Source organism: Paenibacillus thiaminolyticus (assembly GCF_003591545.1).
GTDB classification, from domain to species: Bacteria; Bacillota; Bacilli; order Paenibacillales; family Paenibacillaceae; genus Paenibacillus_B; species Paenibacillus_B thiaminolyticus_A.
This window is the reverse complement of sequence record NZ_QYZD01000015.1, coordinates 104,411-121,084: the sequence shown is the minus strand read 5'-3', so window position 1 is coordinate 121,084 and position 16,674 is coordinate 104,411. Positions and strand designations below refer to the sequence as shown.

The window sequence follows — 16,674 nt, the reverse complement described above, 5'->3', positions numbered from 1 at the left end:
ATGAAAAATATAACTTTGTGGATCGGAGCCGCGATGCTGGCCATTATCGTGTTCTTTATGTTTTTCGGCCCCGAGCTTCCCTTCGTCGACCAAGAATTGCAAGAAGTAAAGCATCGCTTCAACGAGCATAACAAGCTGCAGCTGCCCCCGTATCCGCCCTCTGCGCTCAATCCGTTAGGCTCGGACAAGAACGGCGTCGACCTGCTCAGCAAGCTGATCATCGGCACAAAGTCGACCGTTCTCATCGTATTGACGATTACGGTGGTCCGCTATTTGATTGCCATCCCCCTTGGGCTGATGGCCCGGCGCAAGAAAGGGATTGCCCATTTTATCGTGAACAGCATGAATCAGGCGTTCTCCTTTTTGCCGTCCATCTTTTCGGCGGTGCTGCTGGTAAGCGTCCCTTTTATCCAGACCTCGGACAATCAGCTGTGGTGGGTCATTATTATCGTGGCCGTCATCGAGGCGGGCCGCGTTGCCCATATCGTTCAGGAGCATACGCATAAGTTGTCGCGGGAGTTGTACGTCGAAGCGGGCAACAGTCTCGGCTTGAGCCCGTGGCGGATGTCAAAGAGCTATTATATGCCGGCGATCCTGCCTGAATTGATTGTCAACTTCTGTCTCGATATGGGCAAGGTGATGCTGCTTATCGGCCAGATGGGCGTATTGAGCATCTTCCTGACCCATCAATGGATCGAGGTCAATTACTTCACGCCGAAATTTTTGAACACCAGTCTGGACTGGGCCTCGCTGCTTGCCGAGCACCGGGCCGAAATCTACGTGAACAAATTCGGCTTTATTTTCTATCCAGCGGCTGCGATAGGCTTCACCATCCTCACCTTCAATATTTTGGGCGAGGGGCTGCGCCGCCATTTCAACCGCCGCATGAACGTATTGCTGTAACCGTTCCTTACGTGAGGGCGTGAGGGGAGATGCCAGCGAAGCCTGCCGGCTGAGTCTGTCAGCAAAGAAGTCCCAATATAATTATTATGAAGTGCCCCCTGTCAAGTAGACAGTGTAAAAAAATCAGTTTATTCCCCTCAGTTCAATTTAACAGAGCTGAGGGGTTTAATTTTTTTTGACAATTGTCCTACTTAGAGCTATATAATCATTCAAAGAAATATAAAGAGTGTATAAGAATAAGAAACGGCAGTAAGACAAGTGTAGGTCTGTGCCAGACCGTATTCGAGAATGCCTAGCATAGACTAAAAATTCAATGTAACGACTTGCGACAAATCTATGTCTATAATCCGAATTCTCAACTGTTATATAATGCTACAACACAGGCTCCTCCATTACAGATTGCACTTCATTCTGTATCGCTTCCAGTGCCTCAGCTACCGTCAGCTGACCAGATGACACCTCTCCTAGGTATTTGCTCGCGCTTTGATCTAGCTGGCCGATGACCTCTGAAGGAAGCAATCGCAGGTATTCCACAATGTTATTGTTCGTTTGATCCAACTTATAGAAAGAGTCGATGCCGGAGTTATCTTCTTTCTCTGTCAAAGACTTGCGTGCGGGCAATTCTTCTCCATTTGTACGCATCGCTATTTTTCCATATGATTCACCCGTTATATATTTAATGAATTCCCATGCTGCCTCTCTATTTGCAGAACCGCTGCGGATTGAAAACACTTCGTTCATGCTAATGCCGTTTCCCATATCCGGATTTTCTGGATGGACAGGCATGGACACTACGCCCCATTCAAACTCGCCAAACGGTTTCTGGCTCGATATCATCGTTCTTAGCATACTGGATTGTTCTACAGCCATTGCGATATTGCCTTCCAAGAAGGGATAGCTTCTTTTAAGAATACTGTATTCATCCATTTTGTCTGGTTCATTTGGTTCTGAAGCTTGATAGCATGCCCCCGACTTTATGCACCTTATAATCGTTTCAAACACCTTGTTCCAAGCGTCTGTATGGATCGTAAATTGTTTATTGGCCGGGTCGTAAATAGAGAGTCCGCCGCCCTCACCTATATTTAAAGCCATCATAAAAGGGCTCAAGCTGTATTTATGATAAAATCCGAACAGAGGTTTCTCCGAACTCATAATTTGTTTCGGAAATCGTTCTGCGAGTCGAAATACTTCATCCCAGGTCATACGATCCTGTGGCAGCGGGACTCCATAAGACTCAAATAGATTCTTATTATAATAGAGTCCCAGTCCGTTAAAGGTAGCCGACAACCCGTATAATTTCCCATTCTCCTCATCCTTAAGTGCACCGAGCACCGCGGGAACATAATCATCAAGGTTATAGCCGTCTTGCTTCATGAACTCATCTAACGACAATAATAGGTTTTGTTTAACCAGTATCTTATAAGCATCCAAATCCGTCTGAACAATATCAGGTTGTTTATTCTGGATCATTTTCTTGATAACTTCAATCGGGTCTTTGCCTGGCACAAGCTCTCCTTTTAAAGGAATAACTTCAATTTTATAATTAGGATGAGTGGCAAGAAACATGTTCCCATATCTGTTCAAGAAGCTTGCTTCATCCCAATATAATATCCGAAGCTGGGGATTTTCGATCTCTTGTTTCTCAGTTTGGCATGCTGTCATTACAACAACAACAAATGAAAGCGCCAATATGGTCTTTACTATTTTTCGAATCATATCATACCTCCACATTCAGTAAGGAGCCGCATACAAACGCGGCCCCTTACGTCTTAGCAACAACTTACAAATTCCGAATCTTGCCAATGACAATCGTAGCAAACGCCATCTCCCGGGTAACCGAACGTAGCACAGGTTACAGTTGTTGGAGATACCTCGCAGGCGACATAATTATGACGATATTTTGCTTTTCTATCGCCGCACGGGTTGCTGGTGCATTCCTCTTTAGAACTGCATGTCATCATCGTTGTAGGTGCCCAACCACTAAGACATCCTGCCATTTTTTCACCTCCCTTCATAACTTGAAAATTTCTTTTTGGGGAGGTACCAATTCGCCTGAGATTCATACATTTTTGCATATGTACTTCCCTTTTCCATTAATTTGTAATGAGTACCAGACTCTACCAATATACCATCTTCTAATACCAAAATTTTGTCGGCATGAATACAGCTTCCAAGGCGATGAGTTATGAAGATTGCTGTTCGATTCTCAGAAATCTGAAGAAATTTATTTAACAATTCAGATTCGGCCATTGGATCAAGCGCTGCTGTGGGTTCATCCAAAATAATAATTTCAGACTCATGAAATAGCGCTCTTGCGATACCAATCTTCTGCCATTCGCCTCCAGATAACTCAACTCCTCCTTTTAAAGAAGAACCTAAAGCGGTTTCTAATTTTTGCGGCAACCTCTCAACAAGACTTTTTAGCCCAGACTCGTGTACTACATATGATAATTTTCTTTCTTCAGAATCAGACAAGCCATCCATTAAAACAATATTTTCCTTCAGTGTAAGTTGATATTGAACAAAATCTTGAAAGACGACACTAATATTTTTTTGCAATTCTTTAGGATTCGCTAAATGCAAGTCAATTCCATCATACAAAATCTGTCCATAATCAGTCTTATACAAACCTGTTATACATTTAATTAAAGTACTTTTTCCTGAACCATTAGCTCCAACAACAGCTACTTTTTCACCTGGACGTATATGAAAAGTAATATTCTTCAATGCATAGTCTTTTGCGTTTGGATATTTAAAAGAGATGCCATCCACCAAAATCCCCGATGTAAGAGGGAACGATATGGAGAGCGAATGTTCAGGCCCTATTTCCTCTTTAATCCCCATAAAGTTATTAAAATCCTTCAAAAAAAGACTATCTTTTATCAACATGCCTATATTATTAGAAATCCCTTGTACAGAAGAAACTGTCATTGAGAGTATTTGGGACATTGCTACATAATCACCAACGGTTAGTTTTCCCCTTGTTCCAATCCATAACAACAACATTGAGAATACACCCGTTATGATATTGTCGAAACCATATACACCCAATTTTATATTAGAGGTTTTCTTTTCCAATTTATACTTTTCATTTGCAGTTTCGAGGAAAGAATCACTCCATTTGTTTAACAAAAAGTTATAGTGATTGAAAAATTTCAATTCTTTATTTGTAGATCGGTTTCTTAACTGATTAAACAAATAGCTAGCTCTTCTCATTAAATAAGTTTGAGAAGATACTTGACGATAATTCCATTGGGAAACTAAATTTTGTGTAAATAATGAGGGCACAATGAAAATAAATAGTATAAAGGTAAGCGACCAATGAACTGTATATAACATAAATATGCACCCTGATAATGTAACCATAATTTTCACTATTTCTATAAGAACAACATAACTATTTATCACTTTATTACCAATTCCGTTTGACGCTCTTTCTAAGAAGTCGTAATTATCTGAAGAATCATAATAAATGAGGGGCAGCTTGCCGCATTTTATTGATGTAATCTCATCGAACCTATAACTTGACCACGTGTTAAGTTTTATTCTGATTAGATTTTTAGAATTAGCCAGTAGGGATAAGAGAAAAAAAAGCGAGATTTGAGCACAAATAAATAAAAACGCCTTAGTTGGTGAATGTTTTTCTTGAATAACGATAACGATTTCATTTGTGACTATTTTGATTAAATAAATTTGGAGTAAGGGAATAAATGACTCACTTATAATTATGGCAGTAATAAAAATAAGCCTTTTTTTCTGTTCTGCTAATATAAACCTGTAGTTTTTAAAAACAATAAATAGACTATTAAATGCTGCACGCATATAATTACCCTTTGCTATAGATGTAGACTGGATATTCACATAGCAATTGATTGTTTACTACAAGTTTGTAATAGTAATTACCTTTCTCGACAACAGGGAATCTTGCGTTAAAAGCAAGATCAATACCCGGAACTTCTTTTTCAGTACGCAAGTTTTTAATAGGTAATGATGATTTAGAGCAAACAATTTTTCCTTCTGGCGAAACTACAGTAAACTCCGCTTCAGTTATATAATCCCGGCTTTCAAAATTTATTTTAACCAATACATCTGTAATCACAGCAGCAGGAAATAGAGGTACAGTCATGGAATTTAGAACATTTGCTAACGAATGTTGATTTCGAAAAGCATCAAATTCTATCTTTTCTGCTGCAATCAGTTGAGCTTTCATTGCTATAACATTCATAATCGTCGATACCTCTACTCAATTGGTATAATTTAAATTTCTATAACTTACCGCATCATTGTACGAGACTACATTTCTACTGTCCTTCTTAACAAGAAATTTCGAAAGCCCCACGAAATCTGTGTCTTCACTATTCCATGGAATGTGGATTAATGAATGTTTATTCCACAATTTTTCTTTCAAATTAAACATCCATTGTGGTCCTATAAAAATAACAATTAACTCATAAGTTGATTCTTTGCACAGAACTTCTTCTACATCCTTGAGATTTTCAGAAGAAAAATGAATAATTAAGATATGTTCCATTGGATTTTTGGCAGAAAACATATTATTTGCTTTAGTAAAATACTCCGTATGCAGTTTTCTTAATTTTCCTCCCAAATAAATACGGTATAAGGCAGCAATCAAGATTAATACCACAATGCTGATGACACTAAAATTTACCATATACATTCCTCACTACTTTCATATTTTTGTGAGTTGTTCTAATATCAATGAGAATAATGAGAAGCAAAGTGATTAAGCACAATATCAAGGAGTGAACTAACTCAAAGGTTACATGTTTGAATTTGATATTAAGAATGCTCACCATGATTAGTATCAAATTTCTTTGTATGGGGTATTTGTTTAGAATGCTATTATTTCCAAAGCATGAGCAACTCCCTTGAAGTCTTATCTTTTTCTTTTTTACCAAAATAAGAATAAAAAAGCTTAAAACGATAATAGTCACTAGTTCTCTCCAAACATGAAAAACATCAAAAATGTAGAAAACAACTAATGAAAACTCAATTACTAACAACAAGTAAACAGCAATGACAGTCAATTTTTTGTTGAACATTCGTAATGAATTAACTTCTTGAATGAAAACTTGTATGTCTAGTAATTTAGAATAAACGGACAACGCGAATATAAACGAAAGAATAAATTGCAACATTATACTCAAACTCATGTCTCACACCTAAAACATATCCATGACTTCAGAAATATCAGACGCCTGAGTTTGTCTCATAACTTGTCCGTCTGGACTAACAAGAAGTAGATATGGGGTTTTCTCAGTACCTAATTTGTTTAAGGGTCCACGATAAGAAATGATAGGGAATGTGAAATTAAAATATTTATGTATTTCAGCATTATCTTCCTCGGTTCCATCAGTCACCAGAATAAAAGTATTGCTGTCATTTATTCGCTTAAGTTCCGGCAGGAGATCAATACAATGAGTACAACTGAGAGAAATGAGACAGAAAACGCTTTTCCGAGTGATTGGTTCCTCTAGTTTCAAAAGTTCGAAAGGAAATCGGTTGCTGTTAAATTCGTGATTATCAGCCATTTCTTTCTCTGCCTTTTGAAAAATACTTTTTAAACTCATTAGAAACCCTCCTAAATTATCTATATATTCAATTTTTTTAATGGTTCCTTAAGTTTGTTGTACCAATACTCATCACTACAAGTTTCTACAACCAATACCTGGCCAAGTTTATTAAGTGTATATCCCTTGGGAAATTGATATATACTCAATTCTTCATTCATCCTTGTTTTAGATAACAAAAATATCCTGAATTTGTTACTATAATATTCTTTTAGCATGTCCAATATTTCTTCTGAAGTGTTTACAAAGCCCACGATATTCAAATTCGAATTCTGATCATAAAATCTATCTAAAGCCTCCATAGCTGGTTGACATGAATCACAATCTGTACTAAAAAATGCAGCAATCATATGATCATTTTTTATTAATTCGTACATTCTTACTGTCCCCATACCATCATTTAATATGATGTCGGTCATATAATCGCCCACGTCTAATTTTCGATGTGAGGGCATTTTAAGAAATTTCTTGTGGATTTCGGCTCTCGTCAAAGTATTGTCCATCGTATCCCCCTATGCATTTACGAAATTGGAAATTCAGGTTAATTCTGTTCTTTATCTATATATTACCTTGTATTTCATCCTTTTTCCATATATAATTTACTTTTATTTTTTTATTGACTTAGAACGTGTCTTCAAACTATAAAAACACTCCAAAACATCGTAAACTTTTATCAAACTGGTCCAAAATATAAAAAACTATTGCCTACAAAGAGGCAATAGTTCTTTCCTTCCCTGTCGATTTTGAATTCGGTCTAATCCTAACATTCAAGAGAGGATTACATTTCTCTCCAAAATTGATCCGGATCATCAATATGCACATCTTCATATTTGCACACAACTTCTTGAATTCCTACGGGCTCATCAAAGTCAAAAGAGTGCCATTCATTCATATCCGGAGGGCCAAAACTAACCTTCAATTTCTTATCTGTTACATCAAATATCATACTTCTGAGCGTTCCCATTCCACTTGAATAAAAATGGCAGCATGGGCCAAAGGGATACTTTGTCGACATTAAGTTCGTTATCTTGTCATGATCAACGTTTGGTGCTACCCGCAATAAAGTATTCCAGACAGCGGTATAACGCATTTCCGAATGCCAAAAATGATATTCATCGAACTCTTGCATTTCATTGCTCAGATAGTGATTGGTAGCAAGGGAAAAGCCCATGTGCTTGGGTTTTCCTTTTACACGGGTAATGCACAAACTTCTCTCGTCCCTTACAAAATACTCATAACTTCTCCCAACGTAAAAGTGCCCATCACTTGTATTTGAAGGAAGAACAGCGAATTGACAGCAATTCGGGGCGGTATGAAATGAATTGGCGTAACATACAATTTTTTCTGGTTCCGTATTTATTTCATCAGCAAATCCCTGTATTTCATCAGTAAACCCGGGACACATTTTATCAATCATCATCATTCTTTTATGGGCCTCAGTCGAACAGAGAAAATCCTTTCCTTCCATAGGAGTGATATAGTAGTCAATATCTTCCGGATAATGTTCCTTAAATGTAATCGCCCGTTGCTTGCCTACCTCATAGTGGGTTCCTTCCGTGACATGGATATCAAAAATCATCGGTTCTTTATGATCGCTATTTTCCATAAGGATCACCCTTTCCGCCGGTTAATTGTTGGTTTTGTAATTCGCTATATGCATATTTTACTATATAATAAATTTATTTCAAATTTTATTGATTACGACTTCATTGCGTCCAAAAACGTTAAGAACATTCCTGATTCTCGGCCGGGGCGGAGTAGACAAATGCAACAGGGTGCGGGGAAAGGACACCACTAGACAGGTACCTTCTACGTGTTTGTTTTGATTAAGAAGACATGGGTTAAATATCAGGCCTGTTGATAACCGCTTAACGGATTCATAGTTTGTTCCATAGTATATACACCACACCATCGGACCAGCGCCTGCATGCGCTCCTTGCCATCTTCCGAAAGTCTCCAATGCTGCTTGACAACTCGTCCTTATCGCCCAAGAGGAGTACAGCGGGCAGCGGCTGGCCGAACGGCTCGGCGTTACCCCGGCCACCATTACCCACCATGCCGCCAAGCTGAGGGAGGCCGCCCTCATTAACGAACGCCGGGACAAAAATACGATCTATTTTTCATTGAACGATTACTTTATGAAAATAAACGCGACGGCGACCTTTGACTTCATCTATCGCCATGCCGCCCACAAGGAGGACAGTCTTATGCAAGACCAAGAAGCCCAACAGAAATACCAGCAGTCCGTTATCAACAATTTCTTCACGGCGGATGGCCGCTTGAAGACGATTCCGGCCCAATTGAAGAAAAAGCTCATCGTGCTCGAGCATCTGGTCTCGCGCCTGGAGCACGGGCGGAAATATACGGAACCGGAAATCAACGCGTTCATCCGCTCCTATCACGACGATTTCGCGACCTTACGCCGGGAATTTGTTATGCAGCATTTCATGTACCGGGAGAATAGCATCTACGAACTGAACCCGCCCGAAATGTGGGTCTCCTGGAAACAACTCAAATAAACCGGCCCGGGCGCCTCAAGCTAGAGGAGACAGGAGCCGACGCTGGCTGTCAACCTTCAAGACATGCAAGGAAAGTACGGGTAACAACGCTACGGAGCCAACTCCGAACAGAATAAACGCAGAACTGAGCAACAACGCAACGGAACTAACTCGGAACAGAGTAAATGAACAACCAAGCAACAGCGCAACGGAGCAGACACGGAACCGAGTAAACGCGCAACAGCCCGGTCCGGGGCTGGATAGCATCCAATCCCGGAACCGGGCGCCTCATTCGCGCCGCTTCCTATGGCCGGCTGGCTTCCGCATAGCGCAGCACGACGCCAATCGTATCCTTCGGCGACTGCTTGTAGCGCGCGTAAGCGATGTCCGCCTTCTCCATCGGCAGCTCCGCCGAGATAAGCGGCTCGACGCGAATCCGACCCCCGGCCAGCAGGCGGACATACTCGGCCACATTGCGGCCCTCCGTCCAGCGCACATAGCCGAGCGGATAATCGAATCCGCCCACCTCATAGTCACGCGCATACCGTCCCGGGCCGCCTGCCCGCGAGATAAGCACCTCCGCTTCCTTCGCGAACATGCGCCCGCGTTCGAACTCCATTTTCAGGTCGCCGACGATGACGACCTTGCCCCGATCTCGCAGCCAGCCGAGCGACCTGTCGATCAGATCGGTGGCGCTGCCGCCGGCGCAGAGCAGCACCGCATCGGCACCCTCCCCATTCGTCAGCTCCCGAATCGCCGCTTCCAGCTCCTGCCGGTCGGCATAGACCGCCTCGACGCCTGCCTGCTTCAGCATCGCGCACCGCTCCGGCAGCAGGTCATAGCCGATGACGGTATAAGCTGCCGCATGGGCCACTTGCGCGATGATCTGCCCCAGGATGCCGAGGCCGACCACCACGACCCGCTCCCCGAATTGAAGCTGCGCCTGCCGCAGCGCGTGAATCGCAATGGCGCCGAGCCCCGCGAAGGACGCTTTTCGCAGCGATACTTGCGGGGGCAGCGGCGCGGCCAGATGCTTCGGCACGGCGAGCAGCGAAGCGTGATTGACGAACGGCGCCCCGTAGCAGGCCACCCGGTCTCCCGGTCGGAGATGGCTGACGCCCTCGCCGATCTCCCTGACGATGCCGGCGGCGCTGTAGCCCAGAGCGAACGGCCCCTGCACCTTTTGCTGCATCGACATCTCGGTTCCCGGACTTATCGCCGAATAGACGGTATCCACCAGCACGAAATGAGGCTGGAGAACCGGCGCCTCCTTTTCCACGGTGTGGACGACGCCATCTGTAGATACGACTGCTCTCATGGGTAATCTCCTTTTTCTATGATGTTAAGAGTTGATACCGGACATGGCGATCCCTTCCGTGAAATACCGCTGGAAGAAGACGAAGATGAGGAAGGTCGGCACGAAGGAGATAGCCGCTCCCGCCATTTCGATTCCGAAATTCCCTTCTTTCGTCAGCAAGGACGCCAGTCCGACCGTAATCGGGTACATCAGTTCCGATGTCATGAAAATCAGCGGCGTGAACAGATCGTTCCAGCAGCTGATGAACGCGAACGTCCCGATCGTCGCGATGGCCGGCTTCGCCAGCGGCAGCATAATGCGGAAGAAAATCGTGAAATCCCCTGCTCCGTCGATATAAGCCGCTTCCTCCAGATCCTTCGGGATCGTCATCATGAACTGCCTCACGAGGAAGACCCCCATAATGGCCCATAGCTCAGGAACGACAATCGCCCCGTACGTGTTGATCCAGCCGAATTGGCTAAACATGATATACTTTGGAATAATGAGCAGCTGGCCGGGCACCATGACGACAGCCATCATGAGCCAGAACACAATCTCCCTGCCTGGGAACTGCTTCTTGGCGAAAATATATCCGAGAACCGCTCCGAAAAATATCTGGGTCGCCACCGGGATGAGTGTGATGACAAGCGAGTTCTTAATCCAATGCAGGAACGAACTCTGCCCGATAATGTACGTGAAATTGTACAGCGTCGGGTTCGTCGGAATCCAGAACAACGGATCAGCCGTTGCCTTCTCCACCTTTTGCAGCGAACCGAGAATCATCATCGCAAAAGGAAAAAAGAACAGGATGCCGAGAATGACGAGCAGCACATAAATGGCGGCTTTATGCTTCAATCGAATATTCATGCGAGCCCCTCCTTCGGATGCCGGCGTTCACTGCGGGCGCGCATCAGTAATGCACCTCTTTGCCCAGCACGCGGCGCTGCACGAGCGATATCGCGAAAATGATGAAAAACAGTGTATACGCAAGCACGCTGGCATATCCAAGGCGAAGTCCGGTGAAGCCTTCCTCATACAAGTAATACACCAGAGTCGTCGTTGCATAGTTCGGTCCCCCGCCCGTAATGAGGAACGCGGAATCGAAGACTTGAAAAGAACCGATCGTCGTAATGATGGCAACGTAAAAATGAATCGGCAGCAGCAGCGGGAACGTGACGCTCCAGAATGTGCGCCAGCGTCCGGCGCCATCGATCTTGGCCGCCTCGTACAAGTGGTTCGGAATCGATTTGAGTCCGGCATAATAGTAGACCATCGTGCTTCCCGCCACTTTGAAAATACTCAGCCCCGCCAGCACCGGCAGCGCCTGCGACGAATTCGAGAAGAACAGCTGCGGCTCAATGCCGAACCAGCTGAGCGCATAGTTCATCATGCCGTATTCGGTTCCTTTGAACAGCCACAACCAGATTCCCGAGATAATAACGAAGGAAGTGACGACGGGCAAGAAGTACAAGCCCTTGAAGAAGCCGGCCGCGCGTACGCCCGAGTTGACCAGCAGCGCCAACAGCAGCCCGACCCCCATCGTCGGAACGATATAGTAGACCGAGAAGAGAACCGTATTCCAGATCGCCTTCCAGGCAATCTCATCCGTGAAAAAATAACGCCAGTTCGCCAGCCCGACGAAGGACGGCGAGCCGATGATGGGCCAATCCATGAACGTCAGCACGAGACTGAAGGCCAGCGGGAACACTTGGAAAATAAGAAAATGGATCAGTATCGGAATCAAAAATACGTACACGATGGCGTTCCGCCGGAATTCCTGCCGGAACCGCTCTCCCGGCGGCCGCCGTGCGGCAGATTCCCGAGCGGCGGCTCCCTGCTTCACTGTTTGCACGTGCTATCACCTTCCATCCCTGTTAATGAGGCCGGCAGCGCCACGCGAGACAGCGGGCTGAGCAGCGGCCGGCATATCCGATCCGCGCCCTCCCGCCGCATCCTGCCAAGAGTTAGCTTTTATTCATATCGTCCTGAATCGCCTTCGCCGCCGCATCCGCCGCTTCCTGCGGAGCTTTGCCGCCTTCCAGCATCGCCGCGAGCTCGGCCTGGATCTTCGGCATAATGGTGCGCGCCACTAGACTCATCACGCCGGGACGAGTATAAGGCGTTACCGTCAGGAAGATTATCATATCTTTATCCCCTTCATAGATGGACGAAGCCGACTTCCGGGTCGGGATATAATTGGCCAGTTTATTGAACTTCTTCTGCGCTTCCGTATTGGTCAATACTTTGATGAACTCCACCGCTGCTTGCTTGTTCTTGCTGTTCTTCGGCACGGCGAACATGCCGACCGTTCCGAAGCTGGCTTGCTCCGCGCCTTTGAGCGGCGGGCCGGCCGCATAATTGAACTTCTCTTCCTTCAGTACGGTTTGGGTCAAGCCCGAGCCCCAGACCGACAGCATTTTACCGGACAGGAATTCCGCAGACTGATCCTGGTTCGAAATGGAATCCTTCGGAATCCAACCCTTGTCGTACATATCTTTAATCATCTGGAACGTGCGAACGCCCGCTTCGTTATTGATGACGATCTCGCCGTTGCCGTCGATGACGTCGCCGCCTTGCTGCCACAGAATCGGATACAGCGTTGCGTTGCAGCATGCGCTGCCGCCGTTGAAATCACGGGCGTAATAGCCCTTCGCCACGGCCTTCTCAGCCCATACATTGAACTCATCCCATGTCTGCGGCAGCGCCGAAGGGTCCTCGCCAATCTCCTTAATGATGTCCGCGTTGTAGAACATGAGCTGCGCTTCCTGCAGAATCGGCAGCGCATACAGCGTATCCAGATATGTGCCCGCCGCCAGCGCGCCCGGGGTGAAATCATCCATCTGATTGTCATCCATATAAGGGCCTAGCGGCTCAAGGACATCCTTGCTTGCGAACTGCGGGATCTGGTCGGGAAGCTGATAGAATACATCCGGCCCGTTCCCTGCCGCGATCGCTGTTAATATTTTTTGCTCCCGGTTCTTCCACGGAATTTCCTCCAGCTTCACCTTCACATCCGGATATTTGCTGTTGTATTGCGAGATAACGCCGTCGAACACCGCTTTCATGTCGTTCTTTTTCTCCTCCGACACATAAGGATGCAACCATACCGTAATCGTGCCGGACAGCGTTTGCTCTTGCTTCCCCTCCGGCTGGTCAGCGCCCGGAGTGGCTGTTTCATTTCCCGGGGACTCGGAGCTTCCCGCTCCTCCCGAGCCGCAAGCCATCAGCAGCATGGACAGCGCCAGCACAAAGGCCAGCATCAACAGACTGGAACGTTTCGTCATCTTGTGAGACCATCCCTTCTTTTCATAACTTTTATAATCTAGATGTAGACCAATCCCCTTCGCTTCCGTCCTGACTGCAGTTTCTCACTACCTTTGAAATGAAGATAATTTGACAGCTCCCGCCTCTCCTTCCTTGCTATTTTGTATCAAAATCCTTAATTACCCCTGATCATCATGCATGGATTGCAATGAGCCAGACAAGTTGGATTGTAGTTCATATCTGGTATGTAAAACATCATAGACTCCAAAGAAAGCGCTGTCAATCCTGTTTTTAAAAAGACGAATTAAAGACAGAACGGAAATTCGCGGCCATGCCACGGGCGTCCTTGCTTATGGCACATAAAAAAACCGCCCTTAACGGGCGGCCCTCTCGGACAGCAGGCCCTCCAGTCTGCTGCACATCGCTGCTTCGTCTTCGAGACGCGACCAATACAGCTTCAATGCATTGCATACGTGCTGCAAATCCGCGGAACGCAGCCCCACCTCCGTGAAGAAGCGGAGGGATGGAATAATTTCGCGGTACATCGAGAAGCGGCTCGGCCGCGGGAACATTTCCTTCCCGTTCCATTCCGCCGCCTTCTTGTGTGCCGGGATGCTGAACGTATGCTGCCGGATATGGAGCTGGGCTTCATATGAGAGCAAGTAATCGACCAATTCAAGCGCCGCTTCCTTCACCGCCGACGTCCGGTTCACCATCAGGCCGATAACGAGCAGCAGCGACTTCGCCTCGTTCAAGTAAGGCAGCGGCGCCACATCGAACGCAAACGGCGCATCCTTCAAATGGTTCAGGCTGAAGTAGGTCGCGATAATGACCGACAGCTTGCCCTGCAGGAACAGCCGTTCGGCATCCATATCATTCTCCGACAGGTAGGCCGGATACGCGCTCTGCCTGTCGATCAGCTCGCGGGTCAGCCGGAGACCCTCCATGAGCTTCGTCCCGCAGACAGGGACATTTCCCGCTTCGTTGGGCTCGAACCGTCCGCCGCTCTGCAGCAGGAACACCGGCCAGCGGTTGTTCGAGAGCATATGGAAGTAGAAGCCGAACGTGCCCGGCTCTTGGCCGAGCCGCTCCGCCGCAGCCATCAGCTCGGACCACCGCCAGCTGCTGTCGGGCTCGGGCAGATCATGCGCCAGGAAATGATCCCGGTTGTAGCAGAGCATGACCGGCGAGAAGATGAACGGCAGGCCCAAGAGCTGCCCTTCATGCCGGAAGCAGTCCGCGATGAACGGATACAATTCTGAGCGGGGAGCCAGCGGCTCCAGCAGCTCATGATGCCCCTCATCCGCGAGCGAGAGGAAATCATTGTAATTGACCGTCGCCACATCCAGCATGTCATGCCCGATATAGCCGGAGACCGCATCGGGATAATTTTCGTACGGAAGGGGAACGAGCTCTACCCGTATATGCGGATGAGCCTGCTGGAATCCCGCGATAAGCTGGTCCAGCGCCGCCTCCTGGATGACGGAGCGGTAATATCCGAACCGCAGCAGCACCGTGCCAGAAGCTCCCGGATCCGCGATCCGGTTCCCGACCCGGGGCACCTTCTCGATCAGCTTCTCCTCGACGAGCCGCTCCAAGCCTTTGCGGACCGAGTTTTTGCTTAATTGAAATTGCTCCGCAAGCGCCACCTCCGAGGGCAAATAATCGCCAGCGGCCCGGCGGCCCGTAATAATATCGTCCCGCAACACGGTAACCATTTCGTCCAATCGCTGTCTAAACGTAGTGCGGCTTGGTCTGCTCGTCATCCTGTACGCTCCTTCAACTTATCGTTACTTGCAGCTCTCTATCATCGCTCTTTAAGCGTTACTTTCAGCACTCTATCGGTACCTCTCTAAGCGTTACTCTCTAATGATTAAGTTATCGCTCTATCGTTCATATTCTAGTATATATCTAGTATATTACTTCATGATATCGGCCCGAAGCCAAAAAGTCAATGAACGCTCCCCCCCCCCTCCTTGCCCGCCTCTTTCCCCGCACTCCACCATCCACTACAATAGAGGAAAGAGCAGCTTCCCGTGAGGGGATGCCGCTGTACGATAATCGATACTGTGGAGGACGCCAATTGTGAAAATCGATCGCCTGCTCAATATCATCATTCTCTTGCTGAATCGCCCGATCGTGCAGGCCAAAGACTTGGCCGAGCGGTTCGAGGTCTCGGTTCGCACCATTTACCGCGATATCGACGCGATTAACCAGGCCGGCATTCCGATTGTGACCTACCAGGGAGCGAACGGCGGCATCGGGCTCGCCGAAGGCTACCGTCTAGACCGGAACCTGCTGACGAACGAGGAGCTGGCCGCGATCGTGACCGCGCTCCAGAGTGTGTCCTCCTCCTATCCGGATGAGGGTCACGCCATGCTGGTGGAGAAGATCAGCAGCATTATTCCCGCCTCGCAAGCGGAAGACTTCCAGTTCCGGACGAAGCAATTTGTCGTTGATTTATCCCCCTGGGGGAACCATGACAAGCTGGAAGCGATGATTTGGACGCTGAAAAAAACGATTGAAGAACGGCAGGCCGTCCGCTTCTTCTATCGCAACGCCGAGGGAGTGGCAACGGAACGGACCGTGCATCCCTACACCCTTGTGCTAAAGGGGCATGCCTGGTATTTATACGCTTATTGCACCGGCAAGCTCGGGTTCCGCTTCTTCAAGCTCGTCCGCATGAAGCGGCTGGAGCCGCTGGACACCCGATTCGAGCGGGAAGACATCACCCTGGAGGATCGGCCATGGGACAAGGAATGGCATGCGCCCGAATGCACCGTCTCCCTCACGCTTCGCTTCGGACTTGGCATCCGGCATGTCGCCGAAGAGTGGTTCGGGGCGGAGTCACTGCAGGAGGATGAGACGGGACATTCGACCGCAAACGTCTCCTTGCCCGACAATGCTTGGCTGTATGGCTTTATTCTCAGCTTCGGCCCCGAAGCCGAGGTGCTGGAGCCGGAATCGGTACGCCTGCGCATTCGCGACCTGGCCGCCGGCATCGCGGCGAACTACCGCTAATTATTCCGTACGCAATCACTCACCATCGCGCATTTCAGGCATATATTTACTGCAAAGGACCCTAATCGGTTGATTGACCGCATGCCGGCGGAGTGTCACA

15 protein-coding genes and 1 pseudogene are annotated in these 16,674 nt (G+C 47.1%); 3 read left to right on the top strand and 13 right to left on the bottom strand.

What is annotated here, in order from left to right:
• A complete protein-coding gene (locus DQX05_RS17090) occupies positions 1–903 on the top strand; it encodes an ABC transporter permease (RefSeq protein ID WP_119794740.1) in 903 nt (300 codons plus the stop codon).
• Positions 904–1,275: 372 nt separating this feature from the next.
• Here the strand turns inward: DQX05_RS17090 and DQX05_RS17085 are convergent, their stop codons facing one another.
• The 8 genes from DQX05_RS17085 to DQX05_RS17050 all read right to left on the bottom strand — a co-directional run bounded on the left by DQX05_RS17085 (position 1,276) and on the right by DQX05_RS17050 (position 8,100).
• Positions 1,276–2,619: an ABC transporter substrate-binding protein gene (locus tag DQX05_RS17085; RefSeq protein WP_182914794.1), complete on the bottom strand. Its 1,344-nt coding sequence runs from the start codon at positions 2,617–2,619 to the stop codon at positions 1,276–1,278.
• Between the two features lie 285 nt (positions 2,620–2,904).
• On the bottom strand, positions 2,905–4,725 hold the full coding sequence (locus tag DQX05_RS17080) for an ABC transporter ATP-binding protein (RefSeq protein ID WP_119794738.1): 1,821 nt from the start codon (positions 4,723–4,725) through the stop codon (positions 2,905–2,907).
• A gap of 4 nt (positions 4,726–4,729) precedes the next feature.
• Entirely contained in the window at positions 4,730–5,128 is a 399-nt protein-coding gene (locus tag DQX05_RS17075; RefSeq protein ID WP_119794737.1) for a hypothetical protein, read from the bottom strand.
• Between the two features lie 18 nt (positions 5,129–5,146).
• A complete protein-coding gene (locus DQX05_RS17070; RefSeq protein ID WP_119794736.1) occupies positions 5,147–5,575 on the bottom strand; it encodes a hypothetical protein in 429 nt (142 codons plus the stop codon).
• The gene (locus DQX05_RS33215) at positions 5,562–6,062 is read right to left on the bottom strand and encodes a MauE/DoxX family redox-associated membrane protein (RefSeq protein ID WP_119794735.1); all 501 of its coding nucleotides are present in this window, start codon (positions 6,060–6,062) and stop codon (positions 5,562–5,564) included. Before DQX05_RS33215 ends, DQX05_RS17070 begins: the two co-directional genes overlap by 14 nt.
• Before the next feature lie 24 nt (positions 6,063–6,086).
• Entirely contained in the window at positions 6,087–6,494 is a 408-nt protein-coding gene (locus tag DQX05_RS17060; RefSeq protein ID WP_119794734.1) for a TlpA family protein disulfide reductase, read from the bottom strand.
• A gap of 20 nt (positions 6,495–6,514) precedes the next feature.
• Entirely contained in the window at positions 6,515–6,997 is a 483-nt protein-coding gene (locus DQX05_RS17055; RefSeq protein ID WP_119794733.1) for a thioredoxin domain-containing protein, read from the bottom strand.
• Positions 6,998–7,272: 275 nt separating this feature from the next.
• Positions 7,273–8,100, bottom strand: coding sequence for a C45 family peptidase (locus DQX05_RS17050; protein WP_119794732.1), 828 nt, complete (start codon positions 8,098–8,100; stop codon positions 7,273–7,275).
• Between the two features lie 367 nt (positions 8,101–8,467).
• Between DQX05_RS17050 and DQX05_RS17040 the strand changes: the two are divergent.
• A pseudogene (locus DQX05_RS17040) lies at positions 8,468–9,013 on the top strand (DUF2087 domain-containing protein); the annotation flags it as partial.
• A 283-nt stretch (positions 9,014–9,296) separates the two neighbouring features.
• Here DQX05_RS17040 and DQX05_RS17035 read toward each other — a convergent pair.
• The 5 genes from DQX05_RS17035 to DQX05_RS17015 form a co-directional block, all read right to left on the bottom strand.
• Positions 9,297–10,310: a zinc-dependent alcohol dehydrogenase gene (locus DQX05_RS17035; protein WP_119794730.1), complete on the bottom strand. Its 1,014-nt coding sequence runs from the start codon at positions 10,308–10,310 to the stop codon at positions 9,297–9,299.
• 24 nt (positions 10,311–10,334) lie between these two features.
• Positions 10,335–11,156: a carbohydrate ABC transporter permease gene (locus tag DQX05_RS17030; RefSeq protein WP_119794729.1), complete on the bottom strand. Its 822-nt coding sequence runs from the start codon at positions 11,154–11,156 to the stop codon at positions 10,335–10,337.
• A 43-nt stretch (positions 11,157–11,199) separates the two neighbouring features.
• Positions 11,200–12,132: a carbohydrate ABC transporter permease gene (locus DQX05_RS17025; protein WP_119794765.1), complete on the bottom strand. Its 933-nt coding sequence runs from the start codon at positions 12,130–12,132 to the stop codon at positions 11,200–11,202.
• A gap of 121 nt (positions 12,133–12,253) precedes the next feature.
• Entirely contained in the window at positions 12,254–13,573 is a 1,320-nt protein-coding gene (locus DQX05_RS17020; RefSeq protein WP_259392070.1) for an ABC transporter substrate-binding protein, read from the bottom strand.
• A gap of 354 nt (positions 13,574–13,927) precedes the next feature.
• Complete coding sequence (locus DQX05_RS17015) at positions 13,928–15,319, bottom strand: extracellular solute-binding protein (protein WP_119794728.1); 1,392 nt, start codon at positions 15,317–15,319, stop codon at positions 13,928–13,930.
• A 319-nt stretch (positions 15,320–15,638) separates the two neighbouring features.
• Between DQX05_RS17015 and DQX05_RS17010 the strand changes: the two genes are divergently transcribed.
• Positions 15,639–16,574 carry a helix-turn-helix transcriptional regulator gene (locus DQX05_RS17010; protein ID WP_119794727.1) on the top strand — a complete coding sequence of 312 codons (936 nt, stop codon included), beginning with the start codon at positions 15,639–15,641 and terminating at the stop codon, positions 16,572–16,574.
• The last annotated feature ends 100 nt before the right edge of the window (positions 16,575–16,674 follow it).